Source organism: Hydrogenophaga sp. L310, assembly GCF_055703065.1.
On the sequence record NZ_JBVPZA010000001.1, the window covers coordinates 65,218 to 80,999 of the forward strand.

Sequence of the window (15,782 nt, forward strand, 5' to 3'; positions counted from 1 at the left end):
GCTCTCGCGTGTTCAGGTGTCCAGCAACATGCGGTGCTTCACATGCCGCGCGAACACCTGCATGAACTGCGGGTCTAGCCGCGCGCCCCAGACCGCCAGTGAGTGGCCGACCAGCCACAGCACCAGGCCGGGGATCCAGAGCTGAAGACCCAGACCCACGGCGGCCGCCAGGGTGCCGTTGGCAATGGCCACGGTGCGCGGTGCCCCGCCCATCAGGATGGGCTCGGTCAGGGACCGGTGCAGCGGCACCTCGAAGCCGATCAGCGAGGTGGGGGCCGTCATGACAGTACCGCCCCACCGGAGAACGAGAAGAACGACAGGAAGAAGCTCGATGCCGCGAACGCGATCGACAGGCCGAATACGATTTGCACCAGCTTCCGAAAACCACCCGAGGTGTCGCCGAAGGCCAGCGTCAGGCCGGTGGCGATGATGATGATCACCGCCACGATGCGCGCCACTGGCCCCTGGATGGAATCCAGGATGGACTGCAGCGGTGCTTCCCACGGCATGTTCGAACCCGCCGCGTGGGCGGGCAGGGCAAGCACCAGCAAGCTGAAAACCAGCAGCAGGGCGATTCGCAAAGGGAATCGATGGCTCAGGTTTTGCGTTTGCACGGAAGTGTGGAAAGGCGTCATGGCGTTTCTCCAGGTGGTTGGGTGACGGGTGTTGAAAACGAGGTGGGGTAGAGGTCGTGGGACAACTGGTAGCCGTGGGTGTCGAAACCCGTTATCCGGGCAATCTCGCGCACCCGGCGCGCGCGTCCCCGCCCACCCAGGAACACGACCACGTTCACCGCCTCGGCGATCAACGGGCGGGGCACGGTGACGGAGACTTCCTGCACCAGTTGTTCGAAACGTGTCAGCGCACCGGCGGCCGAACCGGCGTGCACGGTGGCGATGCCACCGGGGTGGCCGGTGCCCCAGGCCTTGAGCAGGTCGAGTGCTTCAGCGCCACGCACCTCGCCGACAACGATGCGGTCGGGTCGAAGCCGCAGCGTGGCGCGCACCAGATCGGCCATGGTGGTAACGCCGGGCTCGGCGCGCATGCACACGTGGTCGTCGCTGCGGCACTGCAGTTCCACCGTGTCCTCCAGGATCAACACGCGGTCACGGGTCTGGGCGATCTCGTCCAATAGTGCGTTCGCGAGGGTGGTCTTGCCGGTGCTGGTGCCGCCGGCCACGACGATGTTCAGCCGCTCCCGCACGGCCCAGCGCAGGAACGTGGCCTGGGCCTCGCTCATCACACCGTCGGCCACGTAGTCCGCCAGCGACAGGATGCGCAGCGCCCGTTTGCGGATGGCGAAGGAGGGCGCACGCACCACGGGCGGCAGCACCCCCAGAAAACGTTCACCGGTTTCGGGCAACTCGGCCGACAGGATCGGCAGGCCGGCGTGCACCTCGGCGTTCACGTGCGCGGCCACCAGGCGGATGATCCGCTCGGCCACGGCCGACGGCATGGACACGCCCGTGGGCTGCCGCCCCGAACCCAGACGGTCCACCCACAGGGCGCCGTCCGGGTTGAGCATCACCTCCACGACCTCTGGATCGGCCAATGCGCTCGCGATCTCGGGCCCCATGGCCGTGCGCAACATGCGCACGCTGCGCTCCAGCGGCACGTCCGATCCGGTCGAGGGCGGCGATGGCTCAGACCTGCGGTTCAAGGCCGTTCTCCTGGGTCGCTGTTGCCGCTCCATCGCTCGCGTCCGGCGTCGGCACATCAGCTGGGGTGACGTCCTCGTGAACTTCGCGCACCAGGCTGCGACCGCGCTGGATGTGACGGCCCAACTGCTCGATGAACTGGGCGTAGCGCATGCGACCCTGGGCGCGCACGGCTTCCTGCTGGCCTTCCGGCACCGGCAGGGACACGGTGAGAAAATAGCGCACGTACAGCGCCACGGTTTCGATCAGCACGTTTTGATCACGCTCCAGCCGGTCGAACTGGCGCGAGAGCCGGTCCAGCCGTTTGGCCATCGCGGCTTCACGCTGGTCCCCACCATCGGGCGACAAGAACGAGGCCAGCGCGGCCGCGATCACCGCCGACTTGGACACGCCCTTGTGCGCGGCCAACTGGTCCAGCCGCTTGGCGTGGTCCGGCTCGATGAAAATGTTCAGGCGGGTGCGGCTCACAGCGCGATTCCATCGTCTGGATCCAGCGCGGCAAGACGCGCGCTGCGCATCAGTTGGCGGTCCAAGTCCTGCGGCCGCAAGGGCAGATCGTCCTCGTCGTCGAGCATCAGGAGGTCGCCAGCATCCGCATCCGGTTGCAGCTCAGTGCTCACCTCCAGTTCGGGCTTGAGCTGGTGTCCGCCTTCGTCAGCCAAGCCAATGCCGTGTCCTGAGCCCGCGCCATTTGCTGCGACCGGGAGCAGCAAGCCAGCCCAGTCATCCGGCCGATGGGTGGGGCGATCTGCATAGGAGCCAACTTGCAGCTCGGGAGGCGCCAGCACCCGCTGGGTGAAGTTGCGGTCGAGGTAGTAGCGCAGCTTCTTCGCCTTGATCGGCGGATGGCCAGACACCATCACCACCGCGTCGTCGGGTGGCAATTGCATCACCTCCCCCGGCGTGAGCAAGGGGCGGGCAGTCTCCTGCCGCGACACCATCAGGTGACCGAGCCAGGGTGCCAGCCGGTGGCCGGCGTAGTTGCGCTGGGCGCGCAACTCGGTCGCGGTGCCCAGCGCCTCGGAGATGCGTTTGGCCGTGCGCTCGTCGTTGGTCGCGAAGGCGATGCGCACGTGGCAGTTGTCCAGGATGGAATGGTTCAGTCCATAGGCCTTGTCGATCTGGTTGAGCGACTGCGCGATCAGGAAGGCCCGCAGGCCGTAGCCCGCCATGAAGGCAAGGGCGCTCTCGAAGAAATCCAGCCGCCCCAGCGCCGGAAACTCATCGAGCATCAGCAGCAACTGGTGTTTGCGCTGGATGCCGTCTGAGCCATCCAGCGATTCGGTTAACCGCCGACCGATTTGGTTGAGGATGAGGCGGATCAACGGCTTGGTGCGGCTGATGTCCGAAGGCGGCACCACCAGGTAGAGCGAGAGGGGTGACTTGCCGGAGATCAGGTCGGCGATGCGCCAGTCGCAGCGCGAGGTGACCTCCGCCACGGTCGGATCGCGGTACAGCCCAAGGAAGCTCATGGCGGTGGACAGCACCCCGGAGCGTTCGTTGTCGCTCTTGTTCAGCACCTCGCGCGCGGCCGAAGCGACCACCGGGTGTGGCGCCACACCCAGGTGCGCCGTCGTCATCATGCGGTGCAGCGTCAGCTCGAAGGGGCAGGCCGGGTCCGACAGGAAGTTGGCCACGCCGCGCAAGGTCTTGTCCTCCACCGCGTAGAGCACGTGCAGGATGGCGCCCACCAGCAGTGAGTGGGAGGTTTTCTCCCAATGGTTTCGCCGCTCCAGTGCGCCTTCGGGATCGACCAGGATGTCGGCGATGTTTTGCACATCGCGCACCTCGTGCGCTCCGCGTCGGACTTCCAGCAGCGGGTTGTACGCGGCCGACCGGACATCGGTCGGGTTGAACAGCAAGCAGTGCGAAAAACGCGAGCGCCAGCCCGCGGTGAGGGTCCAGTTCTCACCCTTGATGTCATGGACCACGGTCGAACCTGGCCAGCTCAGCAGGGTGGGGACCACGAGTCCCACGCCCTTGCCCGAGCGGGTGGGTGCGAAGGCCATCACGTGTTCTGGTCCGTCGTGTCGAAGGTACAGCGCAGCGGCGCGAAATTCCTTGTCTCGCAACAACCCCAGGAACACTCCGGCAGGCTGAATCAGCGCCGCTTTGGCGATCTCATCTCGTTCAGCCCAGCGCGCCGAACCGTAGGTTGTGACCTGGCGAGACATGCGTGAGCGCCAGACCGCCATGGCGATAGCCGCTCCCGTGGCCACAATGCCACTCGATGCTGCGATGAGCCCGCCGCGCTCGAACACCTTGGGCGCGTAGGCATCGTAGAAGTACCACCATTCGAACAGCTTCCAGGGCTCGTACACCGGAGTACCCGACAGGTCGAACCAGTGCGACCCCAGCCGCGGCTGATGCCCCAGTGCCGCGGCGGTCCATTGCGTGGCCGCCCACACCCCACCCAAGGCGGTGGCGAGCACCAAGAAAATCTGGCCGAACCGGATTCCGGTCGCCGCACCTGACATGTGCTACCTCCCTCGCATTCTGGTTCCACGTTTCGCGCATGCCCCCATGGCATCGCAGAATCGAGTGTGAAATCAATGCGATGTCGGTAACACCCATCCGGGCGAAGCGGAGCTAAGGCGGTCGTGATTGGCAGTCGAAAACGACGAGTCCTGCAGGCACACTGACGCGTGCTTGCCTCAGCATGTTGCTGGTATCGCCGACGCTTTCGTGGCCGTTTTGGCGGGAAGCCATGACCCACCGAGCGACACGGTAACTTTTGCTACATGGACTTTGTGTGTGTGAGGAACTGTTGCACCGAAGTTGGCAACACAGAGCGCTGGCGCTTGTGCAGTACATGGGTGGTGATTTTCATTGCGGGGTCTACCAGTGGGATGCAGACAATGCCCTCACATTGCAGGTTTTGTAAGTGCCCCGAGTCAGCCAAGCCTACGCCAAAACCTGCAGCAATTTGAGCGAGGTAGCTCGCCATTGAACTCGCCACGCCCGCGATAGCTGGTTCTATCGCGCATCGCTTTAGGAGGGCATCAATCTGCTTTCGAACTCCTGGTATGTACTTGTGGCTGCTGGCGATCATGGGGAAAGATGCGACCTCATTCAAAGACAGGCTCGTCCTGGTCGCTAGTTCGTGACCGATGGGAATCACCGCTTTCAAAGAATATCCCCAAGCGGATTCCTGGATGAGTGCTTCCTCGTCTGGCACACCAAACGAGATACCGACATCCAGTTCTTCACGACGTAGGGCATCCGCCAACTCAGATGCCAACATATCGTGAAGCTCAAGCGGTACCTGAGGTACTAAACGAACCCAATCAGAGAGGCATGTGGTCAGTTTTGGCTGGCAGAGTCCATCTGCCACCCCAATACGAAGAGGAGCTCGACAGTTTTTATCAGTCTCACGAACGGCACGTTTGGTGCGCTCCAAGCCGGCGAACAACGCGCGGACATCGAGAAGCAGTTTTTCACCTGCTGGCGTTAGATGCAAGGTGCGGGATGTGCGTTTGAATAATTGGACACAGAGGTCTTCTTCCAGATCGCGTATTGCGCGTGAAAGTGGCGATTGATCGATATGCACCTGTTCTGCAGCTCTGTGGAAGTTGAGTTGCTCTGCAACAGCAACAAAGTAGCGAAGGTGTCTTAGTTCAAACATTTTTCACATGGATCGATCTTGGTCCGGCACGGGCCTTTCGCGTGTCGTCTGGTCCTGGGCATGTTTCACTCAAAGAGGTTGCAGTGAAGGTGACAGCTTTTACCCGAGTTCTTTACTTTGCACTCATCTAAAGGGTAAACACCAATAGATTTTTGCACTGTGAGTCAACTTGCTTGCACAAATTGGTGGGCGGAGAACGTCGAAGTCTGGAAAGATTGAATCTCTAGCAATATGCGGAAATTGTATCTATGACTTTCAAAACTATTTTTCTTGGATGGTCGTTCTTGATAGGGCTAATTTTCTTTTCCCCGGTCGCAGGTGGAACCAAGGAAATTGTTATTGCACAAGTCGCTCCGTTTAGCGGCCCTGTTTCATTTTATGCAAATGAAGTGCATCGAGGCGCGATGGCATATTTCTCTGCTGTGAATTCGAAAGGCGGGGTGCTTGGTGCAAAAATTCGCTTAATATCACGTGATGATGCCTTTGATCCAAACAAAACAGTGGCCTTGTTTCAGGATTTACATAGAACAGAAAAACCTGTGGCATTTATTTATCCAATAGGGCCAGCGAATATCGAAGCGCTGCTGGCTCAGGGAATCCCTAAAAATCTGGGTGTTCCATTGGTTGGATGGATTCCAGGTCTCTATAAACTTAGAAATCCAATTAACCCATTCGTCTTTCATTTGGGGCTGGGAGATGATGCTGAGGTAGAAAAGCTGATTGCGCATATAGCATCTATTGGCTTAAAAGAGGTGGGGTTGGTTTATTGGGATGAGAAGTCGATAAGAGATGTTATTCTTGTGGCGGAAGAAGCTGCTCTTCGTTTGGATTTAAAGATTTTAGGAGAAATACCTATTGCGCCCAAAGGCGAAGGGAATATTTCACAGGCGGCAGAAATGCTGGTCAAGAAGAATCCAGCAGCTGTGATTGCTCTATTGCCCGTGAATGAAACGGCAAGACTAACGGCAGAGTTGAGAGGTCGAGGGAGTCGGATATGGATCTATGCCCCTTCCTACAATGAGGCCGGGGCACTATACCGGTCAGCAGGGAGCAATCTTGCTGTCGGCGTAGGGCTATCTCAGGTGATTCCGAATCCATTCGATTCACGCCGTCGTCTTATACGGACCTACCAAGAAGATCTTCGCAAGAAAGAGGGTGTTGACGTCCGCTTTAGTTCACTTTCATTGGAGGGATATATTGCGGCTAAAGTCATTGTCGAGGGATTGATTCGCGTGGGGCCAAATCCGAGCCCAGTTAAGCTGAGAAATCAACTCGAGGGCCTCCAGCTGGACCTCGGAGATCTTCAGTTTGGCTACAGTCCAAATCAGCATGTTGGACTTCAATATATTGATATCGGGGTTGTTACCAATGGCGGAAGGCTCCTCTACTAGAGTTTTGTCCCGTTAATATGTGGCATAAATGCTGTTGCACTATCTTTTGAATGGACATGTAGATGTACATCGGTGTGGACAGCTGCACCAGACTGGCCCACAGCGCTGTGGTAACCGCAGCCAACGTGCACGGTATGCACCTGCTGCCCGAGTTGGTGCGTGGCAACCAACAGCGCGTGTACAGCGATAGCGCCTACCCCAGCCAAGTGGGGTTGATCAGATTGAAGGAGCTTCGTGGGTTGCCCCCAGTTTCCCGGACACACCCAATGACATGATGTGTTCAAAGGTGACTTGTCGAGATAGCGGCTCACGGGATGGGTGCGCCCGCGCAGCGCGCTGAAGCGGGCGAGCGCGGCCGGGCCAGGACACTAGTTTTCTGACTTCGACTTGCCCTTGAGCGTCTGCGAGGGCAACTCGCCGAATTTCTGACGATAGGCATTGGAGAAATGCCCGAGGTGCGTGAAGCCGAGGTTCAGTGCCACGTCTGCGATTGTGATGGTCGAACGGGCACGAACGGCGCTATGCAATTCTGTCCTCACTCGCTCCAGCCGCTTGTCCTTCAACGCGTTCATCGGCGAGGTCTGCAGGTACTGCTGGAATCCAGCATAGAGAGTTCTCACGCTCACTCCTGCAGCTCGGGCGACATCTTCCACTGATATCGACTGCTCGCAATGGTCGGCCAAGTACTGCTCCGCGCGTCGTACGTAGATGGGCGAAACCGGCAGTGAAGGGCGTTCAAGTTCAACAGAGAAATTGTGCTGGTGACTCTGTAGAAGAGTGCCAATAAGCAAGTGTTCAAAGTTGGCAGAAATGAAGGGTGTGCCTGCGGCCTGCTCGGTAAATGCGCTGTTGGTTGCAAAGAAACCAATCAACGATTGCCACCCGCGGAGGTTCTTGTCGTCAAGGTCCATTGACAGCTTGAACTCAAGTGGTCGCTCAAGCTCGCGGCCGAGTAGCTCTTCACAGACTGCTTCCAGGGCCCTTTGCTGGATTCTCAGAATGAGCATGTCGCTATCGCCGGACCAACGCATTGACAGCGGTTGATTCACGCTGACCAGCGCAGGCCTGTCAGGTGTTGAGTAGACCTGCTGATGACCGCACTGGATGTCAGCACCTCCCGCAAGAGGCATCAACACCATCGCGAACTCTCCCATGGGGTCAGAGGCAATCGAAACGCTTGAGCCATAGCTCAGTCGGTTCAGCGACATGCTCGCGAAGGGAAGGTGGTCCATGCGAGCCGACAGTCGCTGCTGGCTCCCCAGTACACGCATTCTGTGTGGTCGAAAAACTTGACCCACTCGAGAGCAGGTTTCTTCAGCGTCGTCCGCGCAGCGAAACAGAGTGTGCGACGAAAGCACCTCGTTGAGCTGTTCGGCTTGTATCGTGGAGTGCATGTAGGACGGCGATTTCAAAGGCAAATCTGAACTCTCAAGGCATCCAGGAAACAACGCTGGCTACTCGGCTGAAGAGACAAGACACCATTCAGTTTAGGGAAAAACCCTAGGTGGGCGATGAGGGCTTACCCGTGATGCCGTATTCGGGAAAGTCCGCCCCTCGCGGCTGCAGCCCAGGGATACCGACTGCGTTCCCGGGATAGAACCACCACCGTCACAGGCCAACAATTCCTTCACAGCAAACGGGCCCGAACTGATAGTGGGGTGGTCCAGCTGGTAGCGAAAACCCCTAAGAAGTCTTGCACCAGCAGTCAACCGCATTGCACTGTCTGTCATGCATCTAAACGCTGAGTTCGCGACCATCACTCACTGCATTTTGTGGCAATCCAATCAGGAGACAAGCTTTGAAGACGTATCTGAATACGGTAAATGGGCAGCCGGTCAAAACAAGCGACACATTCCAGTCGTTCAACCCCGCGACCGGGGGCGTCCTTGGCCTCGTAGCGAAGAGCAGCTTCGCAGAAGTTGATCAAGCTGTGGCAGCCGCAAAGGCTGCTCAGAAAGAGTGGGCGGCGCGGCCAGACAGCGAGCGTCAGGCGGCCCTCATGAAGGTGGCAGAAGTCCTGAAGTCCAACTCTGAGTACCTCGCAGAACTTGTCACCCGCGAACAAGGTAAACCACTGGGTGGCGTTGGGCCAGACCAGGTTCCTGGCTCGCGCTTCGAGCTTTGGGGTTGCGAAGTCTGGACGCAGGTTCCCGCCAGTCTGCCCATGACGGTGGATATCGTGTTCGAGGATGGCACGCGTCGAGATGAATTGCACCGCAAACCCTACGGCGTGATTGCAGCGATTGCTCCGTGGAACTGGCCGCTGTTGATTGCTATCTGGCAAATCATCCCCGCGCTTCGTGCGGGCAACACGGTGGTCATCAAGCCTTCCGAGTACACCAGCATTGGGACTCTGGAGATGGTGCGACTGATGGCCGAAGTCCTTCCCGCCGGCGTCTTGAATACTGTGAGCGGTCTGGGCGACGTGGGAGCCCTGCTGGTCGAGCACCCGTTAGTTGACAAGATTCTCTTCACGGGCTCAAGCACGACCGGCTCCAAGATCGCAACGACAGCAGCTCGAACCCTCAAGCCCACCACCATGGAGCTGGGTGGTAACGACGCAGCAATCGTCCTGCCTGGCGCTGACCCCAAGGCCATGGCCATGGGCCTGTTCTGGGGTGCATTCCTCAACATGGGGCAAACCTGTGCATGTGCAAAGCGCCTCTACGTGCACGAGAGCCTGCACGACGAGGTTGTCCATCAACTGGCAAGTTTGGCCCAGGCCATGCCCATGGGTGATGGCATGCAGCCGGGTATTGCGATGGGGCCCATTCAGAACCGCATGCAGTTCGACAAAGTCAGCGCCCTGGTCGAAAAGGCGAAGGCGGGTGGCGCGACGGTGGTCTGTGGTGGACAGGCACCCGAAGGCCCAGGGTACTTCTACCCCATCACGCTCGTGACTGGCATTGGCGATGGCGCTGCGCTGGTGGACGAAGAGCAGTTTGGTCCTGTGCTCCCCATCATCAAGTACAGCGATGTCGAGGATGCAATTCGCAGTGCCAATCGTCTGAACGTGGGCTTGGGCGCGTCGGTGTGGTCAGCCGACCTCGACGAAGCGCGTTCTGTGGCCTCAAGGATTGAGGCTGGCACCGTGTGGATTAACCAGCATGGTGCGATTCACCCCATGGTGCCTTTTGGCGGCATGAAGGGCTCGGGGTGGGGTGTCGAGTTCGGCATCGAGGGCCTCAAAGGCGTCACCCAGCCGCAAGTCATCAGCCTCAAGAAGGCCTGAGTTTTCGATCGATTCATCTTCAAGGAGACAGCAATGGCACTTTTGAAACGCAGCGACTGGTACGACTTGGCACGTACGACGAACTGGACCCCCACGTTCGTCACCCAAGCGGAAATCTTCCCCGATGTGCAGGCTGGCTCGATGGGCATCCCCATCGAACAATGGGAAACCTACGATGAGCCCTACAAAACCAGCTACCCCGAGTACGTCCGGGTGCAGCGGGAGAAGGACTCTGGAGTCTACTCCGTCAAGGCAGCGTTGGAGCGCAACCGTCTGTTCACCGAGGCCGATGCCGGCTGGCGGAACATCTTGAAATTGCACTACGGTGGTGTGGCTCTCGCTGAGTACGCCGCACAGCAAGGCGAGGCGCGCATGGCTCGCTTCGGTTTGGCACCAGGCATGCGCAACATGGCGACGTTCGGGATGCTCGACGAGAACCGCCACGCCCAACTGCAGCTGTACTTCCCGCACGAACTGGTCTCTCAGGACCGCCAGTTCGACTGGGCGCACAAGGCGCTGCACACCAATGAATGGGGTGCCATCGCCATTCGCGCCATGGGCGACGACTTGCACCTGGCGCGTGATGCTGTCTCCTCGGCAATCATGCTCACATTCGCCTTCGAAACGGGATTCACGAACATGCAGTTTGTGGGCCTCTCGGCAGACGCTTGCGAAACCGGTGACTACTCGTTCTCGCACCTGATTTCCAGCATCCAGACGGACGAAGCGCGTCATGCCCAGATTGGCGGGCCGACCTTGCAAATCCTCATTGCCAATGGGAAGAAGGCTGAGGCGCAACGCATGATCGATGTGGCCATTGCTCGGGCGTGGCGTGTCTTTGCGGTTGTCAGCGGTCTGTCGATGGACTACTACACGCCGCGGGAGAACCGCAAGCACTCATTCCAAGAATTTGCCAATGAGTTCATCGTTGGACAATTCCAGCGCACGCTCATCGACCTCGGCCTTGATCTCCCCTGGTACTGGGACATCCTCATGAAGGAGACCGAGTACATGCACCACGCGTACCACATTGGCATCTGGACCTGGCGTCCGACAGTGTGGTGGAACCCGGCGGCAGGCGTCACGCCTGGTGACCGAGAGTGGCTGGAAGAGAAGTACCCAGGCTGGAATTCCACCTTCGGCCGCTGCTGGGACGTCATCATCGACAACCTTGTGGCGGGTCGCACCGACCTGACCTACCCAGAGACGCTGCCGGTCATCTGCAACATGTCTGGCATCCCTATCTGCGGCGTCCCGGGTGACAAGTGGTCACTGCAGGACTACCCCCTCGAGCACGAAGGTCGCACTTACCACTTCGGCTCAGAAATCGACCGCTGGATTTTCCAAGTGGACCCTGCACGCTATCGCAATCACATGAGCGTGGTTGACCGATTCCTGGCCGGAATGATTCAACCGATGAACCTCCAGGGGGCACTCCAGTACATGAGTCTGGGCCCTGGAGAGGCCGGGGACGACGCCCATGCATACGCCTGGGTTGCCGAGTATGCGCACCGTGCTGCAAAGCTCGCCGCTGCAGCTTGATTGAGCGCGGACCAAAAGACCAGACATTTTTTTGGAGACTGAAATGGCACTTTTCCCAATCTCGTCGGCGTTCGAAGGCGACTTCTGTTTGAAGTTGGTTCCCGTCGACACCGAGAACACCATGGACGAGGTGTGTGCAGCTGCGGCGCACCACTCTATCAACAGAAGTGTGGCTCCCCGGAAAGGGCATCACATACGAGTTCGAAAGCAGGGTGAACAGGCGTTCCTGCCGCGGGACATGAAGCTCATCGACGCGGGCATCGCACCGATGCAATGCTTGCAGTTCATGTTCGAACCGCAGGAGTCCTGAGCCATGGCCTTCAAATTCTTGTGCCCCCTGGACGAGCTCTGGGAAGGCGAGATGGAGGCGCGTGAGCTGGAAGGTCAAGAGGTGTTGCTTGTCTGGCCAACCGACGGCGAACTCATCGCGTATCAGCCGCTATGCCCTCACCAGGAAGTGGCTTTGATTGACGGCAAGTTCGACGGAAAGACGCTCATCTGCCGGGCTCACAACTGGGTGTTTGATGCCTGCACAGGCAAGGGCATCAACCCCGGCGATTGCGAGTTGACGAAATTTCCCTTGCGAATCGAAGGCGACAAGGTCCTTGTCGACCTGGATGTCGAAGTCCGCAAGTTCACGCACACCTGACACAGGAGCAATCCATGGGTACCCCCACGACCATTGGCGAAGGCTACAAGAACAACCGCGTTGGCCCCGTCATCAGGGCTTGCGAAATCTCAAGGGCGGTGATTGAGGCTGCGCGCGAGGACAACCCCGGGCGAGAAATCGTGGTCGATGACCAGATGGCCTACGTCCGCATCTCGACGGATGGCGAACTCATCATCCGACGCACGACGCTCGAAGAAGCACTTGGTCGGCCGTTCGAGATGGCCGAACTCGAGTTGAACCTCGCCACGTTTGCAGGTCGCATTGAGACGACCCAGGACCAAGTTCGGTTCTTCCTCAGCAAGACACTGTGACTCACAGAACACGGAGACAAATGCCATGACAACGACCGAGCAAACCGCTAAACCCCTCAAGACCTGGAGCCACTTTGGCAATCGTCGCAAGAAGCCGAGTGAGTACGAAATCGTTTCGGTGGACTTGCACACCACCACGCGTGACCCCAACTCGCCGTTCGAGCTCGATACGAACATGGACATGGCAGTCTGGTTCAGGCAGTACCGGAACGAGTCTTCTCTGAAGCATGCTGACTGGAATCAGTTCCGCGACCCTTCCGAGTTGACCTACCGTGTCTACAACATCGTTCAAGACGGACAAGAGTCGTTCATCTCCGGTGTGTTCGACCAGATGTCCGAACGCGGGCATGACAGTATGCTCGAACGGACCTGGGCCGGGAGCCTCGCGCGACTCTATGCGCCCTCCAGGTACGCATTTCACGCACTGCAGATGATGTCCGCTTACCTCACCCTGATGGGGCCTGGCTCCACCATCTCCAACTGCGCGTCGTACCAGACGGGTGACCACTTTCGTTGGGTGTCGCACACCGCATACAGGACCGCTGAACTCGCCCGCACTTTCCCCGATATCGGGTTTGGTCGCGATGAGCGCAGCTACTGGGAAACTGATCCGGCATGGCAAGGTGTTCGCGAATTGGTCGAGCGTGCACTGGTCACCTGGGACTGGGCTGAGGCCTTTGTTGTGCTCAACCTGGTGCTCAAGCCCACCCTCGAGGAGGGGGTGATGCTGACATTGGCCGACATGGCACGGCAGAACAGCGACACCGTCGTTCCGCTGGTGGTCGATTCGCAACTGAACGATGCTCGGCGTCACCGCCGTTGGGCCACCGGTCTGGTTGCCATGGCGCTGGAAGTCCCCGGCAACCAAGAGGTACTGAAGGGGTGGCTCGACAAGTGGATGCCACTTGCCGAGAAAGCCATCCATGGTTACTGCGCAGCCCTCTCAGAGCGCGAAGTGGCTGCCAACCGAGCCATCAAGGTCATTGAGAGCTTCCACCGCTCGATTGGCCTTTGAAATCAACCCACGAAAACTAAAGGAGACATCACATGAACTTGGAAGTGCAAAAGCAGTGGTACGGCCACGGTGTTCTCATGATCTTTGCCACGCTCGTCGGTGGCCTGGGCTACTGGATTTTCCTCATCGGTGGCTTTGAAATCGTTCCGGGCTACATCTTCTCCATACAGTTGCCTGGCACTGCGGAAGGTTGGCGCCGCACTCATACTGGGCCTGCCATGAACGGACTGATGGTGATTGCGGTCGCAGCCGTGTTGCCCTCACTGAGCTTCTCCGCAAAAAAAGCCCATTGGTTGGGATGGCTCATCGTCGCTGACGGCTGGGCCAATGTCATCTTCTACTTCTTCGGCAACTTCGCCGTGAACCGGGGCCTGAGCTTCGGGCCCAACGTGTTCGGTGAGGGGAATCTCTATTCCTTCATCGCACTTGCGCCTGCGTATCTGTTCGGGGTCATCGCGATGTTCGTTCTGGCCATCATCGGCTGGCAGGGCGTCAAGGTCGGGCTTGGTGGTCGGCGCACGTCTGTAGGCGTTGCTCTGGCTCGCGACTGAATCAGCCCTCCGCATAAAACAGATGCGGACATTGTCCGCATCTATTTCTTCTCTTGAGCCTTCTCCCCAGGAGGGCTCCATTCCCTGTAGGCAATCATGTCATGTGTCCAAATTGACGCAGGCCCTTGCTTTGCCGCTAGCGAGCAAGAGTCTCTATTGAAAGCGGCGCTTCGTGCGGGCGTTGGATTTCCTTACGAGTGCCATTCAGGCGGGTGTGGCGCCTGCAAATTCGACTTGCTGGAAGGCGAGATTGAAACCCTTTGGCCGGACGCCCCCGGGTTGAGCGCGAGGGAGCGCCAGCGAGGAAAGAAGCTCGCATGCCAGTCGCTGCCGAGAGGTGACTTGCGCATCAAAGTGCGTCCTTCACCTGAGTACATCCCCTTCGTCAATCCGAGGCGGTTCCAGGCGAAGTTCACTGCGGCCCGGCAACTGACGCATGACATGGCGGAGTTCAGCTTCAAGGCTGAGGGAGCAGCAGACTTTCTCCCCGGTCAGTACTCATTGCTGACGCTCCCTGAACTCGGCTTGCAACGCGCGTACTCGATGAGCAATCTCAAGAATGGGGAGGGCCATTGGAAATTCATCGTCCGAAGTGTTGCCGGCGGTGTCGTCTCGCAATACCTTTTCAACAAGCTCTCGCCAGGGGCCACTGTCGAACTTGACGGTCCGTACGGCATGGCGTGGATGCGACCGCTGGACCGTGACTTGATTTGCATTGCCGGGGGCTCCGGATTGGCCCCCATGTTGTCCATCGCCTATGCGGCAACTCCGCTGCTCGAAGAATCGGGTCGCAAGCTGCACTTCTACTTCGGCGCGAGAACCACCAAGGACCTTGTAGCCCAGCGGCAACTCGAGACGCTTCGCTCACAGAGCGGTCGGCTCGAATGCGTTGAGGTTGTTTCGCAGCCGATTGAAGGCGATGGCTGGGCAGGCCCAACCGGATTCGTCCATCAAGAAGTCAAGCGAACCTTCGGCGACACCTTACCTGGTCACGAGGTCTATTTCGCAGGCCCACCGCCTATGGCGCAAGCGCTACTCGACCTCCTGATGGTTGAGAGTGGTGTGCCGTACTCGCAGATTCATTTCGACCGATTTTTTTAGTCAGCAAAACCAACTACCTGGAGACAAGCATGAATCGAATTTCGACCATTACCGTTCTGGCCGCAGCTTCCCTGTTGAGCGCGGGTGCGTACGCGCAAGAAAAGAACCTCATTCTCAAAACGGGGCCAGTCTTCATCGGCTTTGATACCAACACGTCCCTGAATGTTGGTGGCGGACTGGTTCCAGGTGCGAATGCACGTGCCAAGGACAACGTCGCATTGGGGGTGGAGGTGGTGTACCTGCTCAACCCGACCTGGGGCGTCTCCTTGACACTAGGCACTCCGCCCACCACCACGCTGGTCGGCAAAGGCGGACCGGTTGACGGCTTGGCTCTCGGAAAGGTGACGTACGGCCCGGCGGTGCTGTCGATGAACTACCGCTTCAACAACCTTGGAACGGTTACCCCCTACTTCGGCGCGGGGGTCAACTACACAGCAGTCCTTTCTGATAAGGATGGTGCCGTGGCAAACCTGAAGGTCAAGAGCGCGTGGGGCACCGTGCTTCAAGCGGGTTTCGAAGTGCCGGTGAATCAAGACTGGGGTTTCTTCTTTGACGTGAAGAAAATCTTTCTGAAAACGACTGCCACCGGCACTGTGCCTGCCTTCGGTGGCGCTCCAGCCTCCGCCAAAATCCGCCTGGACCCGACGTTGGTCCACCTTGGTGTGAGCTATCGCTTCTAACGCATA

The 15,782-nt window shown here is 58.9% G+C and carries 17 protein-coding genes and 2 pseudogenes; 12 read left to right on the plus strand and 7 right to left on the minus strand.

The window, feature by feature from the left end; all coding sequences use genetic code 11:
- Window positions 1-12: 12 nt before the first annotated feature.
- From AC0GNO_RS00320 to AC0GNO_RS00345, 6 genes are all read right to left on the minus strand, one after another.
- Window positions 13-282 (minus strand): VirB3 family type IV secretion system protein, encoded by a 270-nt coding sequence (locus AC0GNO_RS00320; protein ID WP_472902502.1) that lies wholly within the window; start codon window positions 280-282, stop codon window positions 13-15.
- Window positions 279-635: a TrbC/VirB2 family type IV secretion system protein gene (locus AC0GNO_RS00325; protein ID WP_472902503.1), complete on the minus strand. Its 357-nt coding sequence runs from the start codon at window positions 633-635 to the stop codon at window positions 279-281. Before AC0GNO_RS00325 ends, AC0GNO_RS00320 begins: the two co-directional genes overlap by 4 nt.
- Window positions 632-1,591, minus strand: a complete 960-nt coding sequence (gene trbB / locus AC0GNO_RS00330; RefSeq protein ID WP_472902975.1) for a P-type conjugative transfer ATPase TrbB — start codon at window positions 1,589-1,591, stop codon at window positions 632-634. The genes AC0GNO_RS00325 and trbB overlap by 4 nt, the downstream gene beginning before the upstream one ends.
- Before the next feature lie 52 nt (window positions 1,592-1,643).
- Window positions 1,644-2,126, minus strand: coding sequence for a ribbon-helix-helix domain-containing protein (locus AC0GNO_RS00335; RefSeq protein WP_472902504.1), 483 nt, complete (start codon window positions 2,124-2,126; stop codon window positions 1,644-1,646).
- Window positions 2,123-4,135, minus strand: coding sequence for a conjugal transfer protein TraG (locus tag AC0GNO_RS00340; RefSeq protein ID WP_472902505.1), 2,013 nt, complete (start codon window positions 4,133-4,135; stop codon window positions 2,123-2,125). The genes AC0GNO_RS00335 and AC0GNO_RS00340 overlap by 4 nt, the downstream gene beginning before the upstream one ends.
- A 260-nt stretch (window positions 4,136-4,395) precedes the next feature.
- On the minus strand, window positions 4,396-5,283 hold the full coding sequence (locus tag AC0GNO_RS00345) for a LysR family transcriptional regulator (RefSeq protein ID WP_472902506.1): 888 nt from the start codon (window positions 5,281-5,283) through the stop codon (window positions 4,396-4,398).
- A 248-nt stretch (window positions 5,284-5,531) separates the two neighbouring features.
- Between AC0GNO_RS00345 and AC0GNO_RS00350 the strand changes: the two genes are divergently transcribed.
- Together AC0GNO_RS00350 and AC0GNO_RS00355 are read left to right on the plus strand one after the other, a co-directional pair.
- Window positions 5,532-6,674, plus strand: coding sequence for an ABC transporter substrate-binding protein (locus AC0GNO_RS00350; RefSeq protein ID WP_472902507.1), 1,143 nt, complete (start codon window positions 5,532-5,534; stop codon window positions 6,672-6,674).
- Window positions 6,675-6,736: 62 nt separating this feature from the next.
- Window positions 6,737-6,901 (plus strand): annotated as a pseudogene (locus AC0GNO_RS00355) (transposase); the annotation flags it as partial.
- A gap of 141 nt (window positions 6,902-7,042) precedes the next feature.
- Here AC0GNO_RS00355 and AC0GNO_RS00360 read toward each other — a convergent pair.
- Window positions 7,043-8,068, minus strand: coding sequence for an AraC family transcriptional regulator (locus AC0GNO_RS00360; RefSeq protein WP_472902508.1), 1,026 nt, complete (start codon window positions 8,066-8,068; stop codon window positions 7,043-7,045).
- A 404-nt stretch (window positions 8,069-8,472) separates the two neighbouring features.
- On the opposite strand from AC0GNO_RS00360, the gene AC0GNO_RS00365 reads away from it, so the two are divergent.
- The 10 genes and pseudogenes from AC0GNO_RS00365 to AC0GNO_RS00410 all read left to right on the plus strand — a co-directional run bounded on the left by AC0GNO_RS00365 (window position 8,473) and on the right by AC0GNO_RS00410 (window position 15,776).
- On the plus strand, window positions 8,473-9,906 hold the full coding sequence (locus AC0GNO_RS00365; RefSeq protein WP_472902509.1) for an aldehyde dehydrogenase family protein: 1,434 nt from the start codon (window positions 8,473-8,475) through the stop codon (window positions 9,904-9,906).
- A 33-nt stretch (window positions 9,907-9,939) separates the two neighbouring features.
- Entirely contained in the window at window positions 9,940-11,448 is a 1,509-nt protein-coding gene (locus AC0GNO_RS00370) for a ferritin family protein (RefSeq protein ID WP_472902510.1), read from the plus strand.
- 43 nt (window positions 11,449-11,491) lie between these two features.
- The gene (locus AC0GNO_RS00375) at window positions 11,492-11,758 is read left to right on the plus strand and encodes a toluene-4-monooxygenase system B family protein (protein WP_472902511.1); all 267 of its coding nucleotides are present in this window, start codon (window positions 11,492-11,494) and stop codon (window positions 11,756-11,758) included.
- Between the two features lie 3 nt (window positions 11,759-11,761).
- Window positions 11,762-12,097, plus strand: coding sequence for a Rieske 2Fe-2S domain-containing protein (locus tag AC0GNO_RS00380; protein WP_472902512.1), 336 nt, complete (start codon window positions 11,762-11,764; stop codon window positions 12,095-12,097).
- Between the two features lie 14 nt (window positions 12,098-12,111).
- On the plus strand, window positions 12,112-12,429 hold the full coding sequence (locus AC0GNO_RS00385; protein ID WP_472902513.1) for an MmoB/DmpM family protein: 318 nt from the start codon (window positions 12,112-12,114) through the stop codon (window positions 12,427-12,429).
- A gap of 25 nt (window positions 12,430-12,454) precedes the next feature.
- The gene (locus AC0GNO_RS00390; RefSeq protein WP_472902514.1) at window positions 12,455-13,444 is read left to right on the plus strand and encodes an aromatic/alkene monooxygenase hydroxylase subunit beta; all 990 of its coding nucleotides are present in this window, start codon (window positions 12,455-12,457) and stop codon (window positions 13,442-13,444) included.
- A gap of 32 nt (window positions 13,445-13,476) precedes the next feature.
- The gene (gene styC / locus AC0GNO_RS00395; protein WP_472902515.1) at window positions 13,477-13,995 is read left to right on the plus strand and encodes a styrene-oxide isomerase StyC; all 519 of its coding nucleotides are present in this window, start codon (window positions 13,477-13,479) and stop codon (window positions 13,993-13,995) included.
- Window positions 13,996-14,091: 96 nt separating this feature from the next.
- Window positions 14,092-14,316, plus strand: a pseudogene (locus AC0GNO_RS00400) (2Fe-2S iron-sulfur cluster-binding protein); the annotation flags it as partial.
- A gap of 21 nt (window positions 14,317-14,337) precedes the next feature.
- Entirely contained in the window at window positions 14,338-15,096 is a 759-nt protein-coding gene (locus tag AC0GNO_RS00405; RefSeq protein ID WP_472902976.1) for an FAD-binding oxidoreductase, read from the plus strand.
- Window positions 15,097-15,125: 29 nt separating this feature from the next.
- Complete coding sequence (locus AC0GNO_RS00410; RefSeq protein ID WP_472902516.1) at window positions 15,126-15,776, plus strand: OmpW/AlkL family protein; 651 nt, start codon at window positions 15,126-15,128, stop codon at window positions 15,774-15,776.
- Window positions 15,777-15,782: the final 6 nt, after the last annotated feature.